The sequence below is a fragment of the Tetragenococcus halophilus genome (assembly GCF_001712815.1).
Classification (GTDB): Bacteria; Bacillota; Bacilli; order Lactobacillales; family Enterococcaceae; genus Tetragenococcus; species Tetragenococcus halophilus.
This window is the reverse complement of sequence record NZ_CP012047.1, coordinates 566,084-583,409: the sequence shown is the minus strand read 5'-3', so window position 1 is coordinate 583,409 and position 17,326 is coordinate 566,084. Positions and strand designations below refer to the sequence as shown.

Annotated in this window: 14 protein-coding genes; 3 read left to right on the top strand and 11 right to left on the bottom strand. The window is 34.9% G+C overall.

Annotated features, from left to right (window positions below):
- Positions 1–173 precede the first annotated feature (173 nt).
- Positions 174–1,250 carry an alcohol dehydrogenase catalytic domain-containing protein gene (locus tag AC806_RS02680; RefSeq protein WP_061841074.1) on the top strand — a complete coding sequence of 359 codons (1,077 nt, stop codon included), beginning with the start codon at positions 174–176 and terminating at the stop codon, positions 1,248–1,250.
- A 258-nt stretch (positions 1,251–1,508) separates the two neighbouring features.
- Here AC806_RS02680 and adhE read toward each other — a convergent pair whose 3' ends face one another.
- The 3 genes from adhE to AC806_RS02665 all read right to left on the bottom strand — a co-directional run bounded on the left by adhE (position 1,509) and on the right by AC806_RS02665 (position 6,979).
- The gene (gene adhE, locus AC806_RS02675) at positions 1,509–4,199 is read right to left on the bottom strand and encodes a bifunctional acetaldehyde-CoA/alcohol dehydrogenase (protein ID WP_061841073.1); all 2,691 of its coding nucleotides are present in this window, start codon (positions 4,197–4,199) and stop codon (positions 1,509–1,511) included.
- 216 nt (positions 4,200–4,415) lie between these two features.
- Positions 4,416–5,192: a zinc ribbon domain-containing protein gene (locus AC806_RS02670; protein WP_014125466.1), complete on the bottom strand. Its 777-nt coding sequence runs from the start codon at positions 5,190–5,192 to the stop codon at positions 4,416–4,418.
- Positions 5,193–5,212: 20 nt separating this feature from the next.
- Positions 5,213–6,979 carry a zinc ribbon domain-containing protein gene (locus AC806_RS02665; RefSeq protein ID WP_061841072.1) on the bottom strand — a complete coding sequence of 589 codons (1,767 nt, stop codon included), beginning with the start codon at positions 6,977–6,979 and terminating at the stop codon, positions 5,213–5,215.
- 174 nt (positions 6,980–7,153) lie between these two features.
- On the opposite strand from AC806_RS02665, the gene AC806_RS02660 reads away from it, so the two are divergent.
- Complete coding sequence (locus AC806_RS02660) at positions 7,154–7,951, top strand: hypothetical protein (protein WP_014125468.1); 798 nt, start codon at positions 7,154–7,156, stop codon at positions 7,949–7,951.
- A gap of 54 nt (positions 7,952–8,005) precedes the next feature.
- Here AC806_RS02660 and galU read toward each other — a convergent pair whose 3' ends face one another.
- Positions 8,006–8,875: a UTP--glucose-1-phosphate uridylyltransferase GalU gene (gene galU / locus AC806_RS02655; protein WP_069028730.1), complete on the bottom strand. Its 870-nt coding sequence runs from the start codon at positions 8,873–8,875 to the stop codon at positions 8,006–8,008.
- Between the two features lie 450 nt (positions 8,876–9,325).
- The gene (locus AC806_RS02650) at positions 9,326–9,832 is read right to left on the bottom strand and encodes a cupin domain-containing protein (RefSeq protein ID WP_069028729.1); all 507 of its coding nucleotides are present in this window, start codon (positions 9,830–9,832) and stop codon (positions 9,326–9,328) included.
- Positions 9,833–10,057: 225 nt separating this feature from the next.
- Here AC806_RS02650 and AC806_RS02645 point away from each other — a divergent pair, with 225 nt between their 5' ends.
- Positions 10,058–10,285 (top strand): hypothetical protein, encoded by a 228-nt coding sequence (locus AC806_RS02645; protein WP_014125471.1) that lies wholly within the window; start codon positions 10,058–10,060, stop codon positions 10,283–10,285.
- Between the two features lie 167 nt (positions 10,286–10,452).
- On the opposite strand, the gene AC806_RS02640 is transcribed toward AC806_RS02645, so the two are convergent.
- The 6 genes from AC806_RS02640 to deoC form a co-directional block, all read right to left on the bottom strand.
- A complete protein-coding gene (locus AC806_RS02640) occupies positions 10,453–11,640 on the bottom strand; it encodes an MFS transporter (protein WP_418361194.1) in 1,188 nt (395 codons plus the stop codon).
- 223 nt (positions 11,641–11,863) lie between these two features.
- The gene (locus AC806_RS02635) at positions 11,864–12,901 is read right to left on the bottom strand and encodes a PTS sugar transporter subunit IIC (RefSeq protein ID WP_061841070.1); all 1,038 of its coding nucleotides are present in this window, start codon (positions 12,899–12,901) and stop codon (positions 11,864–11,866) included.
- A gap of 616 nt (positions 12,902–13,517) precedes the next feature.
- Positions 13,518–14,246, bottom strand: coding sequence for a GDSL-type esterase/lipase family protein (locus AC806_RS02630; protein WP_014123942.1), 729 nt, complete (start codon positions 14,244–14,246; stop codon positions 13,518–13,520).
- A 120-nt stretch (positions 14,247–14,366) separates the two neighbouring features.
- Positions 14,367–15,320, bottom strand: a complete 954-nt coding sequence (locus tag AC806_RS02625; RefSeq protein WP_014123941.1) for a sugar-binding transcriptional regulator — start codon at positions 15,318–15,320, stop codon at positions 14,367–14,369.
- Between the two features lie 15 nt (positions 15,321–15,335).
- Positions 15,336–16,523 carry a phosphopentomutase gene (locus AC806_RS02620; RefSeq protein ID WP_069028728.1) on the bottom strand — a complete coding sequence of 396 codons (1,188 nt, stop codon included), beginning with the start codon at positions 16,521–16,523 and terminating at the stop codon, positions 15,336–15,338.
- A 15-nt stretch (positions 16,524–16,538) separates the two neighbouring features.
- Positions 16,539–17,198 carry a deoxyribose-phosphate aldolase gene (deoC, locus tag AC806_RS02615; protein ID WP_069028727.1) on the bottom strand — a complete coding sequence of 220 codons (660 nt, stop codon included), beginning with the start codon at positions 17,196–17,198 and terminating at the stop codon, positions 16,539–16,541.
- Positions 17,199–17,326 lie beyond the last annotated feature (128 nt).

The following is a 17,326-nucleotide window of genomic DNA, read 5'->3' as shown; positions in this document are numbered from 1 at the left end:
TGTTAACTAATTAAACAGTATCTCAAAGCAATCATTTGTTGATTTTTATTATTTATTTACAAAAAAATATAAAATAACAAAAATTGATAGACATATGAAAGTTTATATATTAAAATGGATATAGTGAAAGGGGATACATTTCTCCGCACTAAAAATTTTAGGAGGGAAATTAGATGTCGGAAATTCCTAAGAAAATGAATGCTGTTGTTGCTTACGCACCTGGTGATTATCGTTATGAACAAGTGGAGACGCCAACGTTAGAAAATGAAGACGAAATCATTGTAAAAGTAGAAGCTTGTGGTATATGTGCCGGAGACTTAAAAGCTTATGACGGTGCTCCAAGTTTTTGGGGCGACGAAAAACAACCCGCCTATATTAAAGCTCCAATGATCCCTGGTCATGAGTTTATTGGGCATATAGCAGCTTTAGGAAAAAACGTAGATGATTTTAAGATCGGCGATCGTATAACCTCAGAACAAATTGTTCCTTGCGGTGAATGTAAATTCTGTAAAAGTGGAAGGTATTGGATGTGCGAAAAACACGATCTGTACGGCTTCCAAAATAATGTTAATGGTGGAATGGCTGAATATATGAAGTTCACCAAAGAAGGTAGAAACTATCGTGTACCTGATGAGCTACCTATTGAAAGCGCATTATTAATTGAGCCGTTTTCCTGTAGTCTTCACGCAGTTGAAAGAGCCAATATTAAATTCGGTGATTTTGTTGTATTATCTGGTGCTGGAACTTTAGGACTTGGAATGGTCGGAGCTTTAGCAAAAACAACCTTGGGTACTCTTGTTGTACTCGACATGAAAGACGACCGCTTAGAACTAGCCAAAAAATTTGGCGCTGATATTGTTATGAATCCTGAAAAAGAAGACGTTGTTTCTAAAATAAAAGAAATGACGGATAGTTATGGATGTGATGTCTATATCGAAGCTACAGGACACCCCGCTTCTGTTGAACAAGGATTAGATTCTATTCGAAAATTAGGAACGTTTGTTGAATTTTCAGTATTTAAAGATCCAGTTACTGTGGACTGGAGTATCATTTCCGATCGTAAAGAATTAGATCTACTTGGAAGCCATTTGAGTCCATATTGCTATCCTTGGGTTATCGAACACATCACTGATGGTTCGCTACCAACAGAAGGCGTCGTTACCGACATACTCCCTCTTTCCGATTTTGAAGAAGGATTTGAAAAGGTTAAAAAAGGTGACGGCTCACTGAAAATAGCGTTAAAACCTTAGTTTACGACAAAAAAGCACCAAAAAAGAATTTTCTTTTTCGGTGCTTTTTTGTTTGAAGTAAAAATTTTTGTGTTAATCAACTTTTTCAATCTTCCGAAACTAACTTTTTTCTTAGCCGCTACTATTTTATTTTCTAGAGTTACTTTTGACAACCTACTCTAGCTTGGCTCGTTTCTAGGGTTACTTTTCCTTATTTGCTGAAATTTTAGTCAAAAAAAAGCGGCTAAGTCATTTATCTTAGCCGCTTTTGCATATTTTTTAGAATTGATCAATCAGCAATTGTTTTAGATCTTCTAAATATGGTTGTCGTGGGTTGGCCGAAGTACATTGATCGTTATAGATTAAATCAACAAGTTTATCTAGTGATTGATTAAAGTCTTTTTTCTTAACTCCATTGGCTGAAAGTGTTGGTTCTACTTCAACTGCTTTCATCAGCTCGTCAATTTTCTTACATAGCGATTCAACTAATTCTGCATCCGTTGAGCCTTTCAAATTTAAGTGGCGAGCAATGTCAGCATAATCTTTTTGTCCGCGATAGACTTCGTAACGTGGGAATGGTGTCCGTTTTACGTTACCACTAGCTGCATTAAAACGAATAACATGTTTCATTGCAATAGAGATAGCCAAACCATGAGGGAGTCCGAATTCGCCTCCCGTTTTGTGCGCGATTGAATGGTTAATTCCCAAAAAGGCATTGGCAAAAGACATACCTGCAAGTGTCGCTGCATAATGCATGTTTTCGCGAGCTGCTTCGCCTTCTAAAGTTGGATTTTTCGGATCATAATTATAAGATTCTACCAGATTATCAAAAACTAATTGGATAGCTTCTAGAGCCCAAGGCCGCGTGAAACTTGATGACAACACGGAAACATAAGATTCTAGAGCATGCGATAAAGTATCTAACCCCGATAAAGCAACGGTACGTTTTGGTACGGTCATAACAAACTCAGGGTCGACAATAGCAGCTTGCGGTGTCAATTCATAATCTGTCAAAGGATATTTCACATGTGTATGGTCATCAGTAATTACTGCGTATGGCGTAACTTCAGAACCTGTACCAGATGTTGTTGGAATAGCAAACAATTTTGTATGTTCTGAATGATGAAATTTCACAATTCTTTTACGAATATCCAAGAATTTTTGTTGTAATTGAACGAAAACTTCACTCACTTTTTCATAACTATCTAAAAAGCCATCTTCTTGATCAAGCGAGTATTCATAAATATAACGTGCAATTTTGGCTGCATCTAAAGCAGATCCACCACCGACGGCTAAAATTGTATCTGGTTTAAAGGCGTGCATTTGTTGAGCAATTTCAATCGTTTGACCTAGCGTAGGATCAGGTTTTACCGAACCGTAAATTGAAGTTTTTACAATATTATCACGGATTTCTAATTGTTCGTATAATTTATCAACAAAACCAAATTGAACCATTCCCGGATCGGCTACAATAAAGGCACGATCAATTGTTTCGTATTCATCTTGCAAATAAGAAATAGCATTTTTTTCATAATAAATTTTTTCCGGTAAACGTATCCATTGTGGACGGTTCCGTCGTTTTGCTACAGTTTTAACATTTAACAAATCCTCTGTTGATAAATTATGTGACAATGAATTTTTCCCCCATGATCCTGTTCCTAAGGTCAGGCTTGATTTCAATGCATCTGTATAAACATCGCCTATTCCGCCAATTGAATCCGGCTGATTCACCAAAAGTCGGGAAGCTTTTGTTTTGTCGCCATATTCTTCCACAAAAGGATCCACTTGAGAACCAATTTGAATCCCTGCATTATGTCCTGCCCCTTGATAATTTAACAAATCGTCAACGATTTTAATACCTTCCGCGCGATCTTTTGCCTTATAAACAGAAAGTAGAGGTGATAATTTTTCAGAAGATAGTTTTTCTCCGATATTTTTAGGATCTAATTCAAACAATAAGACGTCTTTTCCTTCTGGCAGTTTTACACCCGCTTGTTCAGCGATCCAGCGGGCTGGCATGCCTGCTACTGCACCATTAACGCCGTGACTATCATTAAAAACAAAATCGGCAATTTTTTTATAGTCAGATTTTGGTACAACATACGCACCTTTTTCTTCCATCTTTTCTAACCATTCTTTATAAACGGGCGCTTCTACCACTACTGAATTTTCTGTAGCACAAATCATTCCATTATCAAAACGTTTCGAAAGTAATAAATCTTCTACTGCCCGACTCGTGTCAGCTGTATGATCAACAAATATCGCACCATTACCAGGTCCTACACCCATAGATGGATTTCCTGATTTTAAAGCAGCGTTCACCATACCAGGACCACCAGTTGCCAAAATCGAAGCAATTTTTGAATTTTGAATTAATGAGCTGGTAGCTTCAAGTGATGGCTTTTCAATCCATTGAATAATATCTTTAGGAGCACCTGCTGCTACGGCTGCATCATAAATAATTTTTGCGGCGTGTGCTGAACAATTTTGCGCTTGAGGGTGGAAAGCAAAAACGATCGCATTTCGTGTCTTCAACGAAATCAAAGACTTAAACATCGCTGTCGATGTCGGATTGGTTGTTGGAACAATTCCTGCCAAAACGCCCAAAGGTGAAGCAATCTCAACACTACCTAATACTTTATCTTCTCCAATCACGCCTACTGTTTTATCATCTTTAATGGAATGATAGACATTTTCTGTGGCAAAACGGTTCTTAGTATCTTTATCTTCAACAACACCACGACCTGTTTCATCTACTGCTTCATGAGCCAATTCTAATGCAGCTTCAGAACCAGCAAGTGCTGCGGCATTCACAATTTTATCAACTTGTTCTTGAGTAAATGTAGCGAATTCTCTTTCTGCTTGTAAAGCTTTTTCTACTAACGTATCAGTATACTTACGAGCAGCTTCTTCTTTTGTTTCTTCACTTACCGTAACTTGTTCTTTTGTTACTTGAACTGCTTTTTCCATAAATGATTCCCTCCAAATAAAAATTATTGCCGTCGGTTCTTTATGTGAAATATTTCACTTATTATAATACACTTTCCCTCTTATAAATTCAATAGTTTTTTCAATATTTTTTTATTTATTTTCAATAAAGATTTATATTTGTGTTATATTGAACAAAAAATATTGTTAAAAAAGCTCTAAACAGCAAAGTCTAGAGCTAGAATGTGCAATATAAGCTTAGCCAATTGTCGCTATTGTTAAAAACCAATTAACGATTGAATTTAAAACAAAGACGAGTAAAACAATGTAAAAAGGAGCAATTTTAGCTTGTTTATTATCTGCGTTACGTTGTACAACAAAAATGATCGAAGATTGAAAGAATAAAACTGCAAGTAACATAATAATTAGACAAAATATTGGTGAAAATAAACGAATAAATAAGCCAAAGGTGAAGAGTAGTAAAAATAGATTAATACCACTTAAAAAGTTTGCCAATTGATTAACTGTTTGGTTAAAGGAAACTGGGCTTTTCAAGCTAAGTCTTTCAACCCCATAGGTAATTCCAATGGTGATCACTAAAATTAATACATAAAAGAAAAGTATACGTAAAAAGAAAGTAATTCCCAAACTACCTCCTAAACTCTCATTGAAGGAAAAGGGATCATAGCCATAATCATAAGCCCCAATAAGCCCAAAAAATTGATCAATTGCGCTCAATCCCCTTGAAATAACCATAGTTGTTAATAAAGCTTGTAATAATAAATAAATTCCTAAAGAAATGTAACCAAAATAGGTCAAGTTTCCTGTCAAGTCAGCATTGGGACGTCGTAACTTTTCCATAAAATAACCAAAATAACTTTTCCCTATAGCAAGACTTTGTTTAACAGCCTCTTTTTCTGTAAACGATTCTGTCTGTTGTTCATTATCTACTTCTTTTGTTTGGTCTTGACCACAGTTTGGACAAAACTTCGCTTCATCTTTTATTTGCGCACCACAATTAATACAATATTTCATTTTTACTCCCCCTAATTTACTTATTCATAATCACTGGCTGCGACCTCTTCAAAATTATCGGCGCCACCAAGGTCCTTAATACGTATATTTTCATCTTCTACGACCAAATTCGCCTTTTTATAGCGGAAATACTGATTATTATGATCTGTATCATCATCATAATAAGTATCATAATTGACAACATATTGTACATCGTAACTATTTTCTCCTGTACGCGTGACGTCTTCTACTTCTTGCAAATAACACACCACATAATCTTTTTTATCGGACTTTCGACTGGGGCCAATAAAGTTATCTTTAAAATCGATAAATTCCTCATTATCCGTACCGCCAGAAAAATAACCGGCTAATGACTTCGTCTCTTCATCTTCAAAGTCAAAATCTTCATCCGTATAATCAGAGACATCAAAATACAGATCATCCAATCGACTTTCAATATCAAATTCATCGATTTCTTCTTCTACATCTAAAGTGACATAAGCCGTACTGTCGACATAATCCGTGGGTTCAACTGTTTCGGTATCAGAATTGATCTCTTCATCTTCAAAACTTTGCTTAAGTTGTACTTTGTAAGGCTTTTGGGTTGGAACGACATCTATACTATAAATGTCATCTTCCTTATCGAAGGTTTCGGCCTTTTTATCATTAATATAAAAGTCGCCACTTGTCGCATTCGTGTCTGGAACAATATGAAAACTTTCGGGTTGGAAAATGCTTTGGTCTTGACTATAGTCTTTTTCCAAATATTCATCTCCGTCAAAATCTAGCGGCGTTGAAAGTAATTCTAAATCACCTAGCTCTTGCTTTATCTGCAAGTTTCCATCCTCATTCCAAATAAAGCCAGCCCCTTCTAACTTCCCATCTTTAATAGTACCCACTGATTGTCCATTAAACAGTAGCTCTCCAGAAGAAATATCCGAATCGACGTCAAATTTCACTTTTTTAGCTGCAAAAGATAGCTCTCGACTACTATCATCTTCTAAACCTTCACGATTCACTTGATCAACTTTTTGTTCAATTTCTTCTTCTTGACCATTACTTTGAAAACTACCATCTAATTGATAAGCCCCAGGAACTAGTGGACCTAATTTCCAAGTGTAATCTTCATTATCAGATGTTCCTTGATCTTTATCGTTTACTTTTAGTTGCATATTCTCAACATTAGTGTTCACATCAAGATAAAAAGGTTGTAAGACCAGATCGTATTTATCAAACAAAAAGAAATACTTGCCATCTTTTTTCAAATAAAGGTCTTGACTCTTATCATTTATATTTTGCAAGTTCTCACTGATATAATTGCTATAGTCTTTGTTATCTTTTGTATAATTAGTAAATGTACTTAAATTATCCGCTTTGGGTTTAAAATTTTTATCTGAAGAAACAACCGTTTCAGCTAATTCTTCAGGATCATTTTTTGCTAATATCTTTTGATAACGTTCTATTTGTTGCTCTTTGGAATAATAATGCTCTCCATATTTATATAACCCAACACTAACTATAAGCAAAACTACTAAACCAGCTAATAAAGTATTATATAATTTTTTATGTTTATAATAAGCAGTAAGCACTTTCGAAGTTTCTTTCTTTTCTTTTGCTTTACTACTTGCTTGTAAACTTGTGCCACAAGATTCACAAAAACGAGCAGTTGTTTGGTTTTCTTTACCACAATTAGGGCAAATGTTGCCTTTACTTTGGGATTCAGTTTTTTCTACCAGCTTTTTACCACAAACTTCACAAAAATTATGATCGTCTGAATACTCCTTTTTACAATGATTACAATATTTCATTTTCTCACTCCTCCAACAAATTCAACAACACCTAATACTCTATTTATATTCTTGCATTAAACGTTAGTAAATTACAAGCTTTATATTAAACTTTTTACTGAATTTTTTTATGCACCTCTTTAATTTTTTCATTTTTATTATATAATAGATGTAATTTAAGAAAGGAGAGAAATAATGAAGAACGCTTTACTTCCCCAAAATGATCAAAGACAACTAGAGAAAAAATTCAATCCAAAGTTAAACGAGCTACCTGCCTTCCATCTTAGCCAACCTTATTTTCCAGTTGATTTAGATTTATTACACAAAGAAATCGCTACTAGCAATCAGGCTAATTTTAAAGAAGAAATTTATGCTATTCTTCCTTACGGCAAACACTACACGCAATCATTTATCATTTATAAAGACACCATAAGAGAAGTTGACAATTCAGCTAATTTACTAGCTGAAAAATTTTTAAAACAACACTTACATATGGAAATGGAAAGTTATAAAAAAACGATGAAAGTATTTTTAAATAAAAACATTCATACCATGCCAATTGCTAATCATGACTTTAGTTTAGTTCCTTTTAGTCTAGATTTTCGCCCTACGACCTACAGCTGGATTAATCCTGGGAAAATTAAAGAATTATTTTTCAAAGCAAACAATGCACGCACGATTATTCAATTGACCAATTGCTTTAATATCGAAATCGATCGCCAACAACGCGCAATTTTAAATCGAATGAAGCGGGGATTTTTAATTCATGGAATTGTCAAGCGTGATATTGAAAACCAACCGATCAATGTAACAATGAATTTACTGGAATATTTAGGTATCAGTTCCACCCGTATCACCAGAAAAGTTACTAGAGATGTACAATATCAACATATCCCAGGCTTTGCCAATGACTTTTATCAAAAATACCAAGAAATCCACGATGCTATGGTTATTGAAAAATATTTTAATGAAAATTTCCTGCCAAAAAAATGAAAGCGATTAATAAAAATGAGCTCTGTGACCATCATCATCACAAAGCTCATTTTTTTAAAGTTTAGTTGACATATCTTTTAAATAACTTTTTAGCTCTTCTTTTGTATCTGGATGTTGCAAACCGTATTCGATATTTGCCTCTAACAATCCAATTTTAGTTCCTACATCATAACGTTTTCCCTTAAATTCTTGCGCAAATACACGTTGTGTTTTATTTAATTCATCAATAGCATCTGTTAATTGAATCTCACCACCCTGATCAGGTTCCTGCTTTTCTAACAAATCAAAAATTTCTGGTGTTAGAAGGTAACGTCCAATAATAGCCAAATTAGAGGGGGCTTTATCGGGGGCTGGTTTTTCAACAAATGAATTCACGTCATATAAACCTTTGTCTACTTCGCCATTAGGTTCAATCACACCATATTTTGAGGTGTCTTTATGTGGAACAGACATCACCGCTAATGTCGAAGCCTTTGTTTTTTCGTAATCATTGATCAACTGCTTGGTCAAAGGAACTTTATTGCTGGTAATATCATCACCTAGCATTACCACAAAAGGTTCGTCGCCTACAAATGCTTTAGCCTGTAAAACAGCATGACCTAAACCTAACGGACGTTTTTGACGTACAAAATGTAGGTTGATATCTGTTGTTTCTTCTACTAACTTCAGTAATTCAGTTTTGCCTGTTCGTTTTAAGTTTTGTTCGAGTTCTATATTTGCATCAAAATGATCTTCAATTGGACGTTTGGCTTTACCTGTGACAACCAAAATATCTTCAATCCCTGAAGCCATCGCTTCTTCTACAATAAATTGAATCGTAGGTTTATCTACGATTGGTAACATTTCTTTAGCAACTGCCTTAGTAGCCGGCAAAAAACGCGTTCCTAAACCAGCCGCTGGAATAACTGCTTTTCTAACTTTCATTTTCCACGCTCATCCTTTTCTTTTGAATTGCATTTATTATAACATAACGTTAGTTAAAAATACGGAGAGAAAATCAACAAAAAAAGACCCGCCAGCGGGTAACTGACGGGAAAGGAGTTAAAAATGAAAAAGTGTTTATAGGGTTGTTTCGTTGGTACAATGATTAATATAAACAAATTTTTTGAACAAATTATGATCATTTTATTTTAATTCAATAAAAATTAAAACTTTATTTGGTTTACAGATTTGCTTCAATATCAATTACTATAAAAAAACGAACCCACCAGGGGGTAACTGGTGGGAAAGGAGTTAAAATGAAAAAGTGTTTATAGGGTTGCTTCGTTGGTACAACTATAATGTAACTAATTTTTATGAAAAATATGTGACGAAACTATTTTGATTAAATTAAATTATTAATAACAGTAGCAGAAATATTAGCTTTTAACATAATCAATGCCAATAAGAAAATAGTGTTCCTTGTCTGCCATAAATTGGATCGTTATTAGGCCTCAAAACTTCATTGATATTGTTCAATTTTTCTGGACGTTCTTCTTTTTTTCCATAGCAAATATCATAATCCTGTCCATTGGGATAAGCCCCAATAACCGAAAAATCAGCTTGTTTTTCCAGCAATTTATGGCCTGTACCTGCTGGTAAAATGAATACATCTCCTTGTTGGGCCTCTAACTGTTCGCCATTTTCACCACCCATTTGTAACAATGCACTCCCACTATCAACTACGAGAACTTCATGTGAGTTGCTATGATAATGGTGATAAGGAAATACACCATTGCGCCAAGCATTTGACCAATGGTTCTGATAAAGGACTTGCATTGCCTCGTCCTCTGCTTCCATAACACTCTTGTAAATAAGTAGAGGAAACTGAGGATTGTTAGGAATTGACCCATCATCCATAAAATAAAGCGCTTGAACCTTTACCTCATCTTGTCTTTTCATGAAAATTCCTCCTCTATTTAAATTGTAGCATTCCTTTACCTAGAGCTAAAATAAAGAAAACCATACGAATGTTTAATTTATCTTACGTTTATTTTCATTAATTTTCCTAGGTTTTTAAATTACCCTAAACTAAATAAAGTTATCATTACTTAACTAGCTATTTTAATTTCATTATTTTACAGTATCTATTGTAATAGCGATAAAGAAAGGACGTGTTCGTTTAAAATGCTAACAAAATCTAATGTTATTTCCGTACAAATAAGGAAAGTGTTTTATCCATTTATTATCGCCAGAGATAGCAACGGACATTATCTTTATTTAAATCTTAATATGGCTGAGCGTAAAGATACAGTCTTTTGGGAGATCATGTTAAAAATTGCAGAGGCCGATCTATGGCTTCCTATTGATAAAGATTCTTATCAACTCTTAGAATATGACTGGCTAGAAGTGTGAATTAAATTCAAAAAGTTACAGAAATTGATGTAAAGTTAATTTCTGTAACTTTTTTCGTGAATATAAAATGTTTTTTAATAAACTAAGAAGACTACTTTGCTAAGATTTCTTTTTCAATCAGTTTATCAATTTCTTGTTTTGTATCTTTCATAAATAATAACGTTCCTTTATTTTTTTACAACTAAAATTGTCAGACCACAGGCGATACTTACTACTGATAGAAAGCCAAAAGCAAGTATGAATGACCCATTTCCTATTTCAATCAACTGACCTAAAATCATAGGAGATAAAAATCCCCCTAATGTACCTCCAGTATTAACAATACCAATGGCAGAGCCTATAGAATGCTCATCCATAATTTTGTGTGGTAAAGTAAAAATCGCCGTAAAACCCGAAACTACAATCATACTAAGTAAGATTAATGCCACCATTGAAAAAATCAAATGATTAGAAAATACAAATAACAAAACCAATACAGCAGATATCAAAGAAATAGTAAAAATAAAGCCTTTTTCTTTACCCAAAAATATTTTTGTCAAAATTGAACCAGCAAAAATTGTTCCCAAGGTTTGGAATACAGCGTTAGTTGAAAGTAAATATCCAATTGTTGTGATGTCTAAGCTAAATTTTTGTTCCAAAAAAGATGGCAACCATGACATATTCCCATACATGACGATATTAATTAAAAGCATCGCCAAAAATAAGATCAACACATTTCGATCTTTCAATAATTTTTTGAACGAGGCTGAATTTTGCACGGGACCTTTTTTTACAGCTAAATCTTTAGGGACAAAAAGCGTCACCAAAATAATTGATATTACAAATAATAATCCCAATGCTATATAACCATAGCGCCAGTTCATACTGATTAAATTAGCCCCTATCGTAAATGCTAAAACACCACCAATACCATAGGTGGATAACATTAAAGATTGCACAAAAGTACGTTGTTCTTGCGCGAAGTTTTCCGCCACAGCTTTTGAACAACTTGGTGGGTAACCTCCATGCCCTACACCAGCAAAAAATCGAATGACCAGAAATAACATAAAACTACTCACTGCACCAAAAGCAAATGAAAAGAATGCAATAATTCCTAAAGATAGTAATAGTACCCTTTTTGCACCGATTTTGTCTGCTAGCCAACCGCCTGGAATTTGCATCAATGAATAACCTAAGAAAAATAATGACATAATCAAACCCGTTTGGTTCGCCGCTAAATTATATTCTGCTGCGATTGGAATAATTGCGGTAGAAATCATAGTCTTATCCATATATACCATAGAATAGCCGATCATTAATGCGAAAATAATACCAACAGTATTTTTGGCTTTTCCCTGTTCAACATTTGTTTCCAAGTTTTTACACTGCCTTTCCAACATATTTTTACTCCAAATAACTTTCAAAAAATGAATATAAATTGCTTCATCTATTTTGTTATTATTCTAGCCTCTTTTATTATAACATGTGTTCAAAAAATTTAATTAAAATAAAAAGAGCTACAGAATTCGCAACAAAAAACTGCAAAGCCATTATAGTAGCTTTGCAGAATTTCTTTTTTCGTTATTTTTTTTTAAAATGTTATCCTAAAAACTCAAATACTTCTTGTCGTTTATACAAGTTCAACACTTTTTCGCAAGCATATTGCGAAACAATTGCTGCAGCAGCTGGGATAACGATCCAACAGATAAGCGCCATAAGAGGTGCTTGTCCACCATCAATCGCAGCAAAAGGACCTACTAAACCTACTAAACCAAAACCGGCAGAAGCTGGTGTTCCTGTAATACCTAAAAATGCTACCGGAAGAGCAGCTACAATAGCTGTAAAAAAGCATGGCACTAAGATAACGGGCTTACGGAACAAGTTTGGCATCATCATTTTCATTGCGCCTAAAGCAATTGCGATGGTAATACCTGATTTATTAATTCTCCATGAATTAACAACTAAAACAATAGTCGTCGCGCCGACACCCATTGCTGCGGCACCGGCAGCAACGCCATCCAATTGAATCGCTAGACCAATAGCAATCGTTGAGATTGGGGAAATAATCAATAGAGCAAATGAACAAGAAATCAAAATACTCATCAAAACCGGCTGTAAAGTTGTAAATGTATTAATAGCTGTACCAATAGCTGCAGAGATAGCAGTAATATAAGGATATAAATAAAGGCCGATTAAGCTTGCTCCAGTACCAACAACAATAGGAGTACCAATAATTTCAACTGAACCAAATTTATCACCGATTAATAAAATTAAACCTACAGCAATTGCTGCTGTGATCATCGTATTGATGATATCACCAGTACCAGCACCTATAAACGCGCCTGCTTCATCATTAAATTGAATTGAACCAGAGCCAATTAAAGCCGCAACGCCGACAACAGACATCCGCATCGGATTTAAATTAAATTGTAATCCAATCAAAAAACCGATAACTGCAGGGGTTGCAATTTGAAAAAGTTCCGTCGCCTGAGTCCAAGTCACTGCAAATGAATTATCGCCAAAGGCTCCTAATATGACAGATAAAACCGCATTCGGGATTAAACCAACAATAATTCCTGTTGCTGTTCCTGCTAATATTTTATTCAAAAACCTTTTCGGTGTTAGAGCTTCTTCCATAATTTTCGCTTCCTTTCAACTCCTATAAATTTCCTAAAACATTATAATAGGGTTTCTGCTATTTTCTATAGTTAAATTGAAAATTTTCAGAATTTTTATTTATCGATTATTATAACGAAAGCAAATCCAAATTGCAATAGAATTGTCTGAAAATAACGAATATACTGATAATTTTTTTGATTAATCAGCGTTTTCCTAAAAAAGCTAAAAAAATCCCGTCAGCAAACTACTGACGGGAAAGGAGTTAAAAATGAAAAAGTGTTTATTAGGGTTGTTTCGTTGGTATGCTTATAATGTAACGAAGAAATATGAATAAATTGTGATAATTATTTTCTAAAACCTTTAAATTTATGCTATTTCTCTTTCGATTTTAAAAAAGAGCGTTGAGAAAGAATCTTGGAGAATTATACACAATGTGCTTTTGTGCGTCCCAACGCTCTTTATTTATTAATGATATCACTTACAAACTTAAAAAGATAGCATGTTTTTTTAATTAAAAACATAAAACAGCAGTATTACTGAGAGAATAGGTTTAACTAGATATTATCAAGAAAGCAACGTGCAATTTAGACATTGTTTAACAAATAATTATTGGTGTTTTTTTGCAATACAATGTTTATTCTTCTTTGGTGATTTGCTGATAAAAAATCTCTGCTAGTGCCTCAGAACCTTCTTCATCTGGATGAATTCCATCGGGAAAGTATTCTGAATGACCCCTCATTTCTTCATAGACATCGACAAATTCTAGTCCGAACTCATCAGCTGTTTCTTCTACTACATCTCGCACGTTAATAACAACACCCGAATCAATGGAACCACTGATGACGTCACTTTCAATAAAAGCTGGCGGTGGGGAAGCTAAGATAATCCTGGAAACACTTGCTAGATCCTGATAGTTTTTAAGAAGTGCTTCATATTCCTCTTTAAATTGATCTGCACCATTCCAATTAGTTGCCTTTGTATCATTGGTTCCCAACATGATAATAACAATCTCTGGATTAAAATCTAAACTTTCCTCATACTCTTCTGTCGTTTCATAAGGAAAGTCGCTAGAGGATTGCGCAGCGTAATTTGACACGCCAAAATTGCGCACTGCATACCCTTCTCCTAGTAAGTTCTCTAATTGTTCAGGATAGAAATCGCCTTCGGTCGCTGCGATATACATATCATAGGTAATACTATCGCCAACAGCAGCAATTCGTGTATCACTAGCCGTTACGCCTTCGTTCTCATTATCAGGACTTGACCTAGCATTAAAGTAAAATATTACAGCAAAAATTATGACAAGCAGGAGTAAAATAAATAAAACGATATTGATTCTTTTTTTCCTGAATAAATTTCTCATGGAACTGCTCCCTTTTTATATAAGGATACACAAATTCACTTACTTTTTAAATAAATCAGCTAAAAAAGCTAGGATAAACAATGAATTGCTCAACCTAGCTTAGTATTCAAACGCTCTATTTTATAGCTCATAATCTATCAAGTTTTGCGCCAAAACTGAATCAAAAATCCCATAGTTAGCATAACCTGCTTTTAATACGGCATGGACTGCCGCAGCTTTTTTAGCGCCACCAGCAACCAGAATTGAATGCTCTTTCTTTTGCAATTCTGTTAGCTCAATGCCAACTGTGCGATGATCTAACTCGTGGTTAACTATCTGTCCTTGTTCATCAATAAAACGTGAGACAATATCGCCTACAGCCTTATCTCGCAGCTTTTTCTTTTGCTTTTCATCTAAGTAGCCCAAATTAAAAAGTAAAGCGTCTTTACGCACAGAGCCGACTGTAAACAACGCAATATTCGCTTTTTTTCCAAGATTCAGAATTGATCGAATAAAACGGTCCTGTTCAACAAATTCTTTAGTGGTTCGTTCATCAAAAAAGGTCGGTAGAGGCAGATGTTGTGCTTGGGCATTAAAAGCGTTAGCTAATTCATTAATACTTTCATAGGCGTAAGTTTTTTCATGATCAAAACTAAAGCCTCCCTTTAGCTGGACAGTTTGAACCCCTGTAATCTCCTGCTTTTCTAAATGGGACGTCACCGAATGAATCGTTTTACCCCAACCAATACCAATAATATCTGTTGGCTGTACAATCTTTGTTAAATACAATGCAGTATAGGCGCCTAGTCGATGAAGCATTGTTTTTTGTGATTGATATTGGTCAGGGACAATTTGAATATTTGCTTTATATTTTTTGCTTAAAGTTTCTGCCAAAGTTTGAAAATCGACAAAAGGATTTTCCACCTTAATTTTAACCAAACCTTCTTCTTTAGCAATTTGTAAAGACCGCGAAATTGTTGGTCGGGACACCTGCAACTTCTCGGCAATCGCAGTTTGCCCAAGATTTTCTTCATAGTAAAGCTTGGCAATTGTCATCGCTTGTTTTAGTTTGGCTTTTCTATCCTTTTTTGCCATTTTTTCCACCAACTTCTAAATCAATTCTGACAAAAAACTCTTTCCTTTAGCTGTTCCTTCTACATTAAAGTTATCTAATACTGTGGCACCAAGATCTGAGAAGGTATCTCGCACGCCTAAGCTTCCATTTTTTTCCATACTTGGAGAATAGGCTAGAAAGGGTACTTGTTCTCTAGTATGATCTGTTCCCTTAAATCCAGGATCATTGCCGTGATCGGCAGTAATAAGTAATAAGTCGTCTTCTTTTAATTTTTCTAATACAGTCGCCAAACGTTGATCAAAGTCCATCAAAGCTTGTCCAAAACCAATAGGATTACGACGATGCCCATACATTGAATCAAAATCCACCAAGTTAACAAAGCAAAAACCATTAAAATCTTGTGCCATTACATGATCGACATGGTTCATACCATCCATATTATCTTCATTATGGTAAACTTCATCTAAACCATTTCCCGAAAAAATATCGCTGATTTTTCCTATACCAATTGTTTTGATATCATTTTTTTGTAGATAATCCAAATCCGTTTGACCTGTTGGCTCTAATGAATAATCATGGCGATGAGAGGTCCGTGTAAAATTATCTTTATTTGTGCCCACATAAGGACGAGCAATCACACGTCCTAACGTATACTTAGGACCATTAACCAAACTACGAGCGTACTCACAAATTCGGTATAGTTCATCTAGTGGAATCACTTCTTCATGCGCTGCAATTTGCAAAACAGAATCTCCAGAAGTATAAATAATCAGATCTCCTGTTTCTAATTGATGTTCGCCCAATTCTTCAATAATTTTCGTCCCTGAAGCGGGTCGATTTCCTACGATTTTACGTCCGGAAAAATCCGCAATTTTAGCTAATAATTCATCAGGAAATCCCTCTGGAAAAAAATCTAATGGTTGGGTTACAGGAAGTCCCATCATTTCCCAATGACCATCCATACTATCTTTACCAGCTGATATCTCTGTCATTTTGCCATAATAACCCAGCGGACTGTCCACTGCAGGAACTCCTTCAATGGCTTGCCCACGCAAATTGGAAAGCCCCATCTTTTGTAAATTAGGTAGTGCAAGTTTTCCTTTATAAGCTTCTCCAATATGCCCTAAAGTATCCGAGCCTTCATCTCCAAATTTGTCTGCATCTGGTGCAGCACCTGTTCCTACTGAGTCTAATACAATCGTAAAAATACGTTTATAACTCATTTATAGTCTTCCTCCTCAAGCTAAAATTTTCTTCGTCGCACTGACGCCTAAGCGGCTCGCGCCCGCTTCTATCATTGCAACAGCCTCGTCATAACTATGAATGCCGCCAGAAGCCTTCACGCCTAAACGATCGCCAACTGTTTCGCGCATTAGACGAACATCTTCTGTTTTCGCCCCAGCTGAACTAAATCCTGTCGAAGTCTTAACAAAATCTGCTTTGGCACTTTCTGCTAATTGACAAGCTTTGACAATATGATCTGTATCAAGGAAAGAAGTTTCAATAATAACTTTTAATATTTTTCCATATTCGTGTACGATATTTGCAACGGCGACAATATCTCCTTCAACAGCTTCATCATTTTCACTAAGAAGTTGGCCGATGTTAATCACCATATCGATTTCATCAGCACCTTTTTTAATAGCAGACTCTGCTTCTGCAACCTTGGCTTCTGTGGTCATTGCTCCCAAGGGAAAACCAACAACTACACAAGTTTCAATATTAGTATCAGCCAATCTTTCTTTTACAAAAGAAGCCCAGTAAGAGTTCACACAAACAGCTGCCGTATTAAATTCTTTTGCCTCTTCACAAGTTTGTTGAATCTGTTCTTTAGTTGCATTTGCTTGCAAATTTGTATGATCCAAATAAGCAGCCAATTCTTCTTTTTTTAATGTCATTTTCTGTATCCCCTTTCATTTACAATTAAAATAATAACAATATTTTTTACAAATGTAAACTAAAAAGATGAAAATCCGTTCATTTATATTATTCAAGAAAAGAAGCAGCAAGACAATCTCACTGCTCC

Bases quoted from the DNA above. Each gene is read 5' to 3' on its own strand.
- deoC (WP_069028727.1), bottom strand. From the start codon at position 17,198: ATGACATTAAAAAAAGAAGAATTGGCTGCTTATTTGGATCATACAAAT.
- galU (WP_069028730.1), bottom strand. From the start codon at position 8,875: ATGAAAGTTAGAAAAGCAGTTATTCCAGCGGCTGGTTTAGGAACGCGT.
- AC806_RS02625 (WP_014123941.1), bottom strand. From the start codon at position 15,320: ATGGCAAAAAAGGATAGAAAAGCCAAACTAAAACAAGCGATGACAATT.
- adhE (WP_061841073.1), bottom strand. From the start codon at position 4,199: ATGGAAAAAGCAGTTCAAGTAACAAAAGAACAAGTTACGGTAAGTGAA.
- AC806_RS02670 (WP_014125466.1), bottom strand. From the start codon at position 5,192: ATGAAATATTGTATTAATTGTGGTGCGCAAATAAAAGATGAAGCGAAG.
- AC806_RS02630 (WP_014123942.1), bottom strand. From the start codon at position 14,246: ATGAGAAATTTATTCAGGAAAAAAAGAATCAATATCGTTTTATTTATT.
- AC806_RS02665 (WP_061841072.1), bottom strand. From the start codon at position 6,979: ATGAAATATTGTAATCATTGTAAAAAGGAGTATTCAGACGATCATAAT.
- AC806_RS02645 (WP_014125471.1), top strand. From the start codon at position 10,058: ATGCTAACAAAATCTAATGTTATTTCCGTACAAATAAGGAAAGTGTTT.
- AC806_RS02680 (WP_061841074.1), top strand. From the start codon at position 174: ATGTCGGAAATTCCTAAGAAAATGAATGCTGTTGTTGCTTACGCACCT.
- AC806_RS02660 (WP_014125468.1), top strand. From the start codon at position 7,154: ATGAAGAACGCTTTACTTCCCCAAAATGATCAAAGACAACTAGAGAAA.
- AC806_RS02620 (WP_069028728.1), bottom strand. From the start codon at position 16,523: ATGAGTTATAAACGTATTTTTACGATTGTATTAGACTCAGTAGGAACA.
- AC806_RS02650 (WP_069028729.1), bottom strand. From the start codon at position 9,832: ATGAAAAGACAAGATGAGGTAAAGGTTCAAGCGCTTTATTTTATGGAT.
- AC806_RS02635 (WP_061841070.1), bottom strand. From the start codon at position 12,901: ATGGAAGAAGCTCTAACACCGAAAAGGTTTTTGAATAAAATATTAGCA.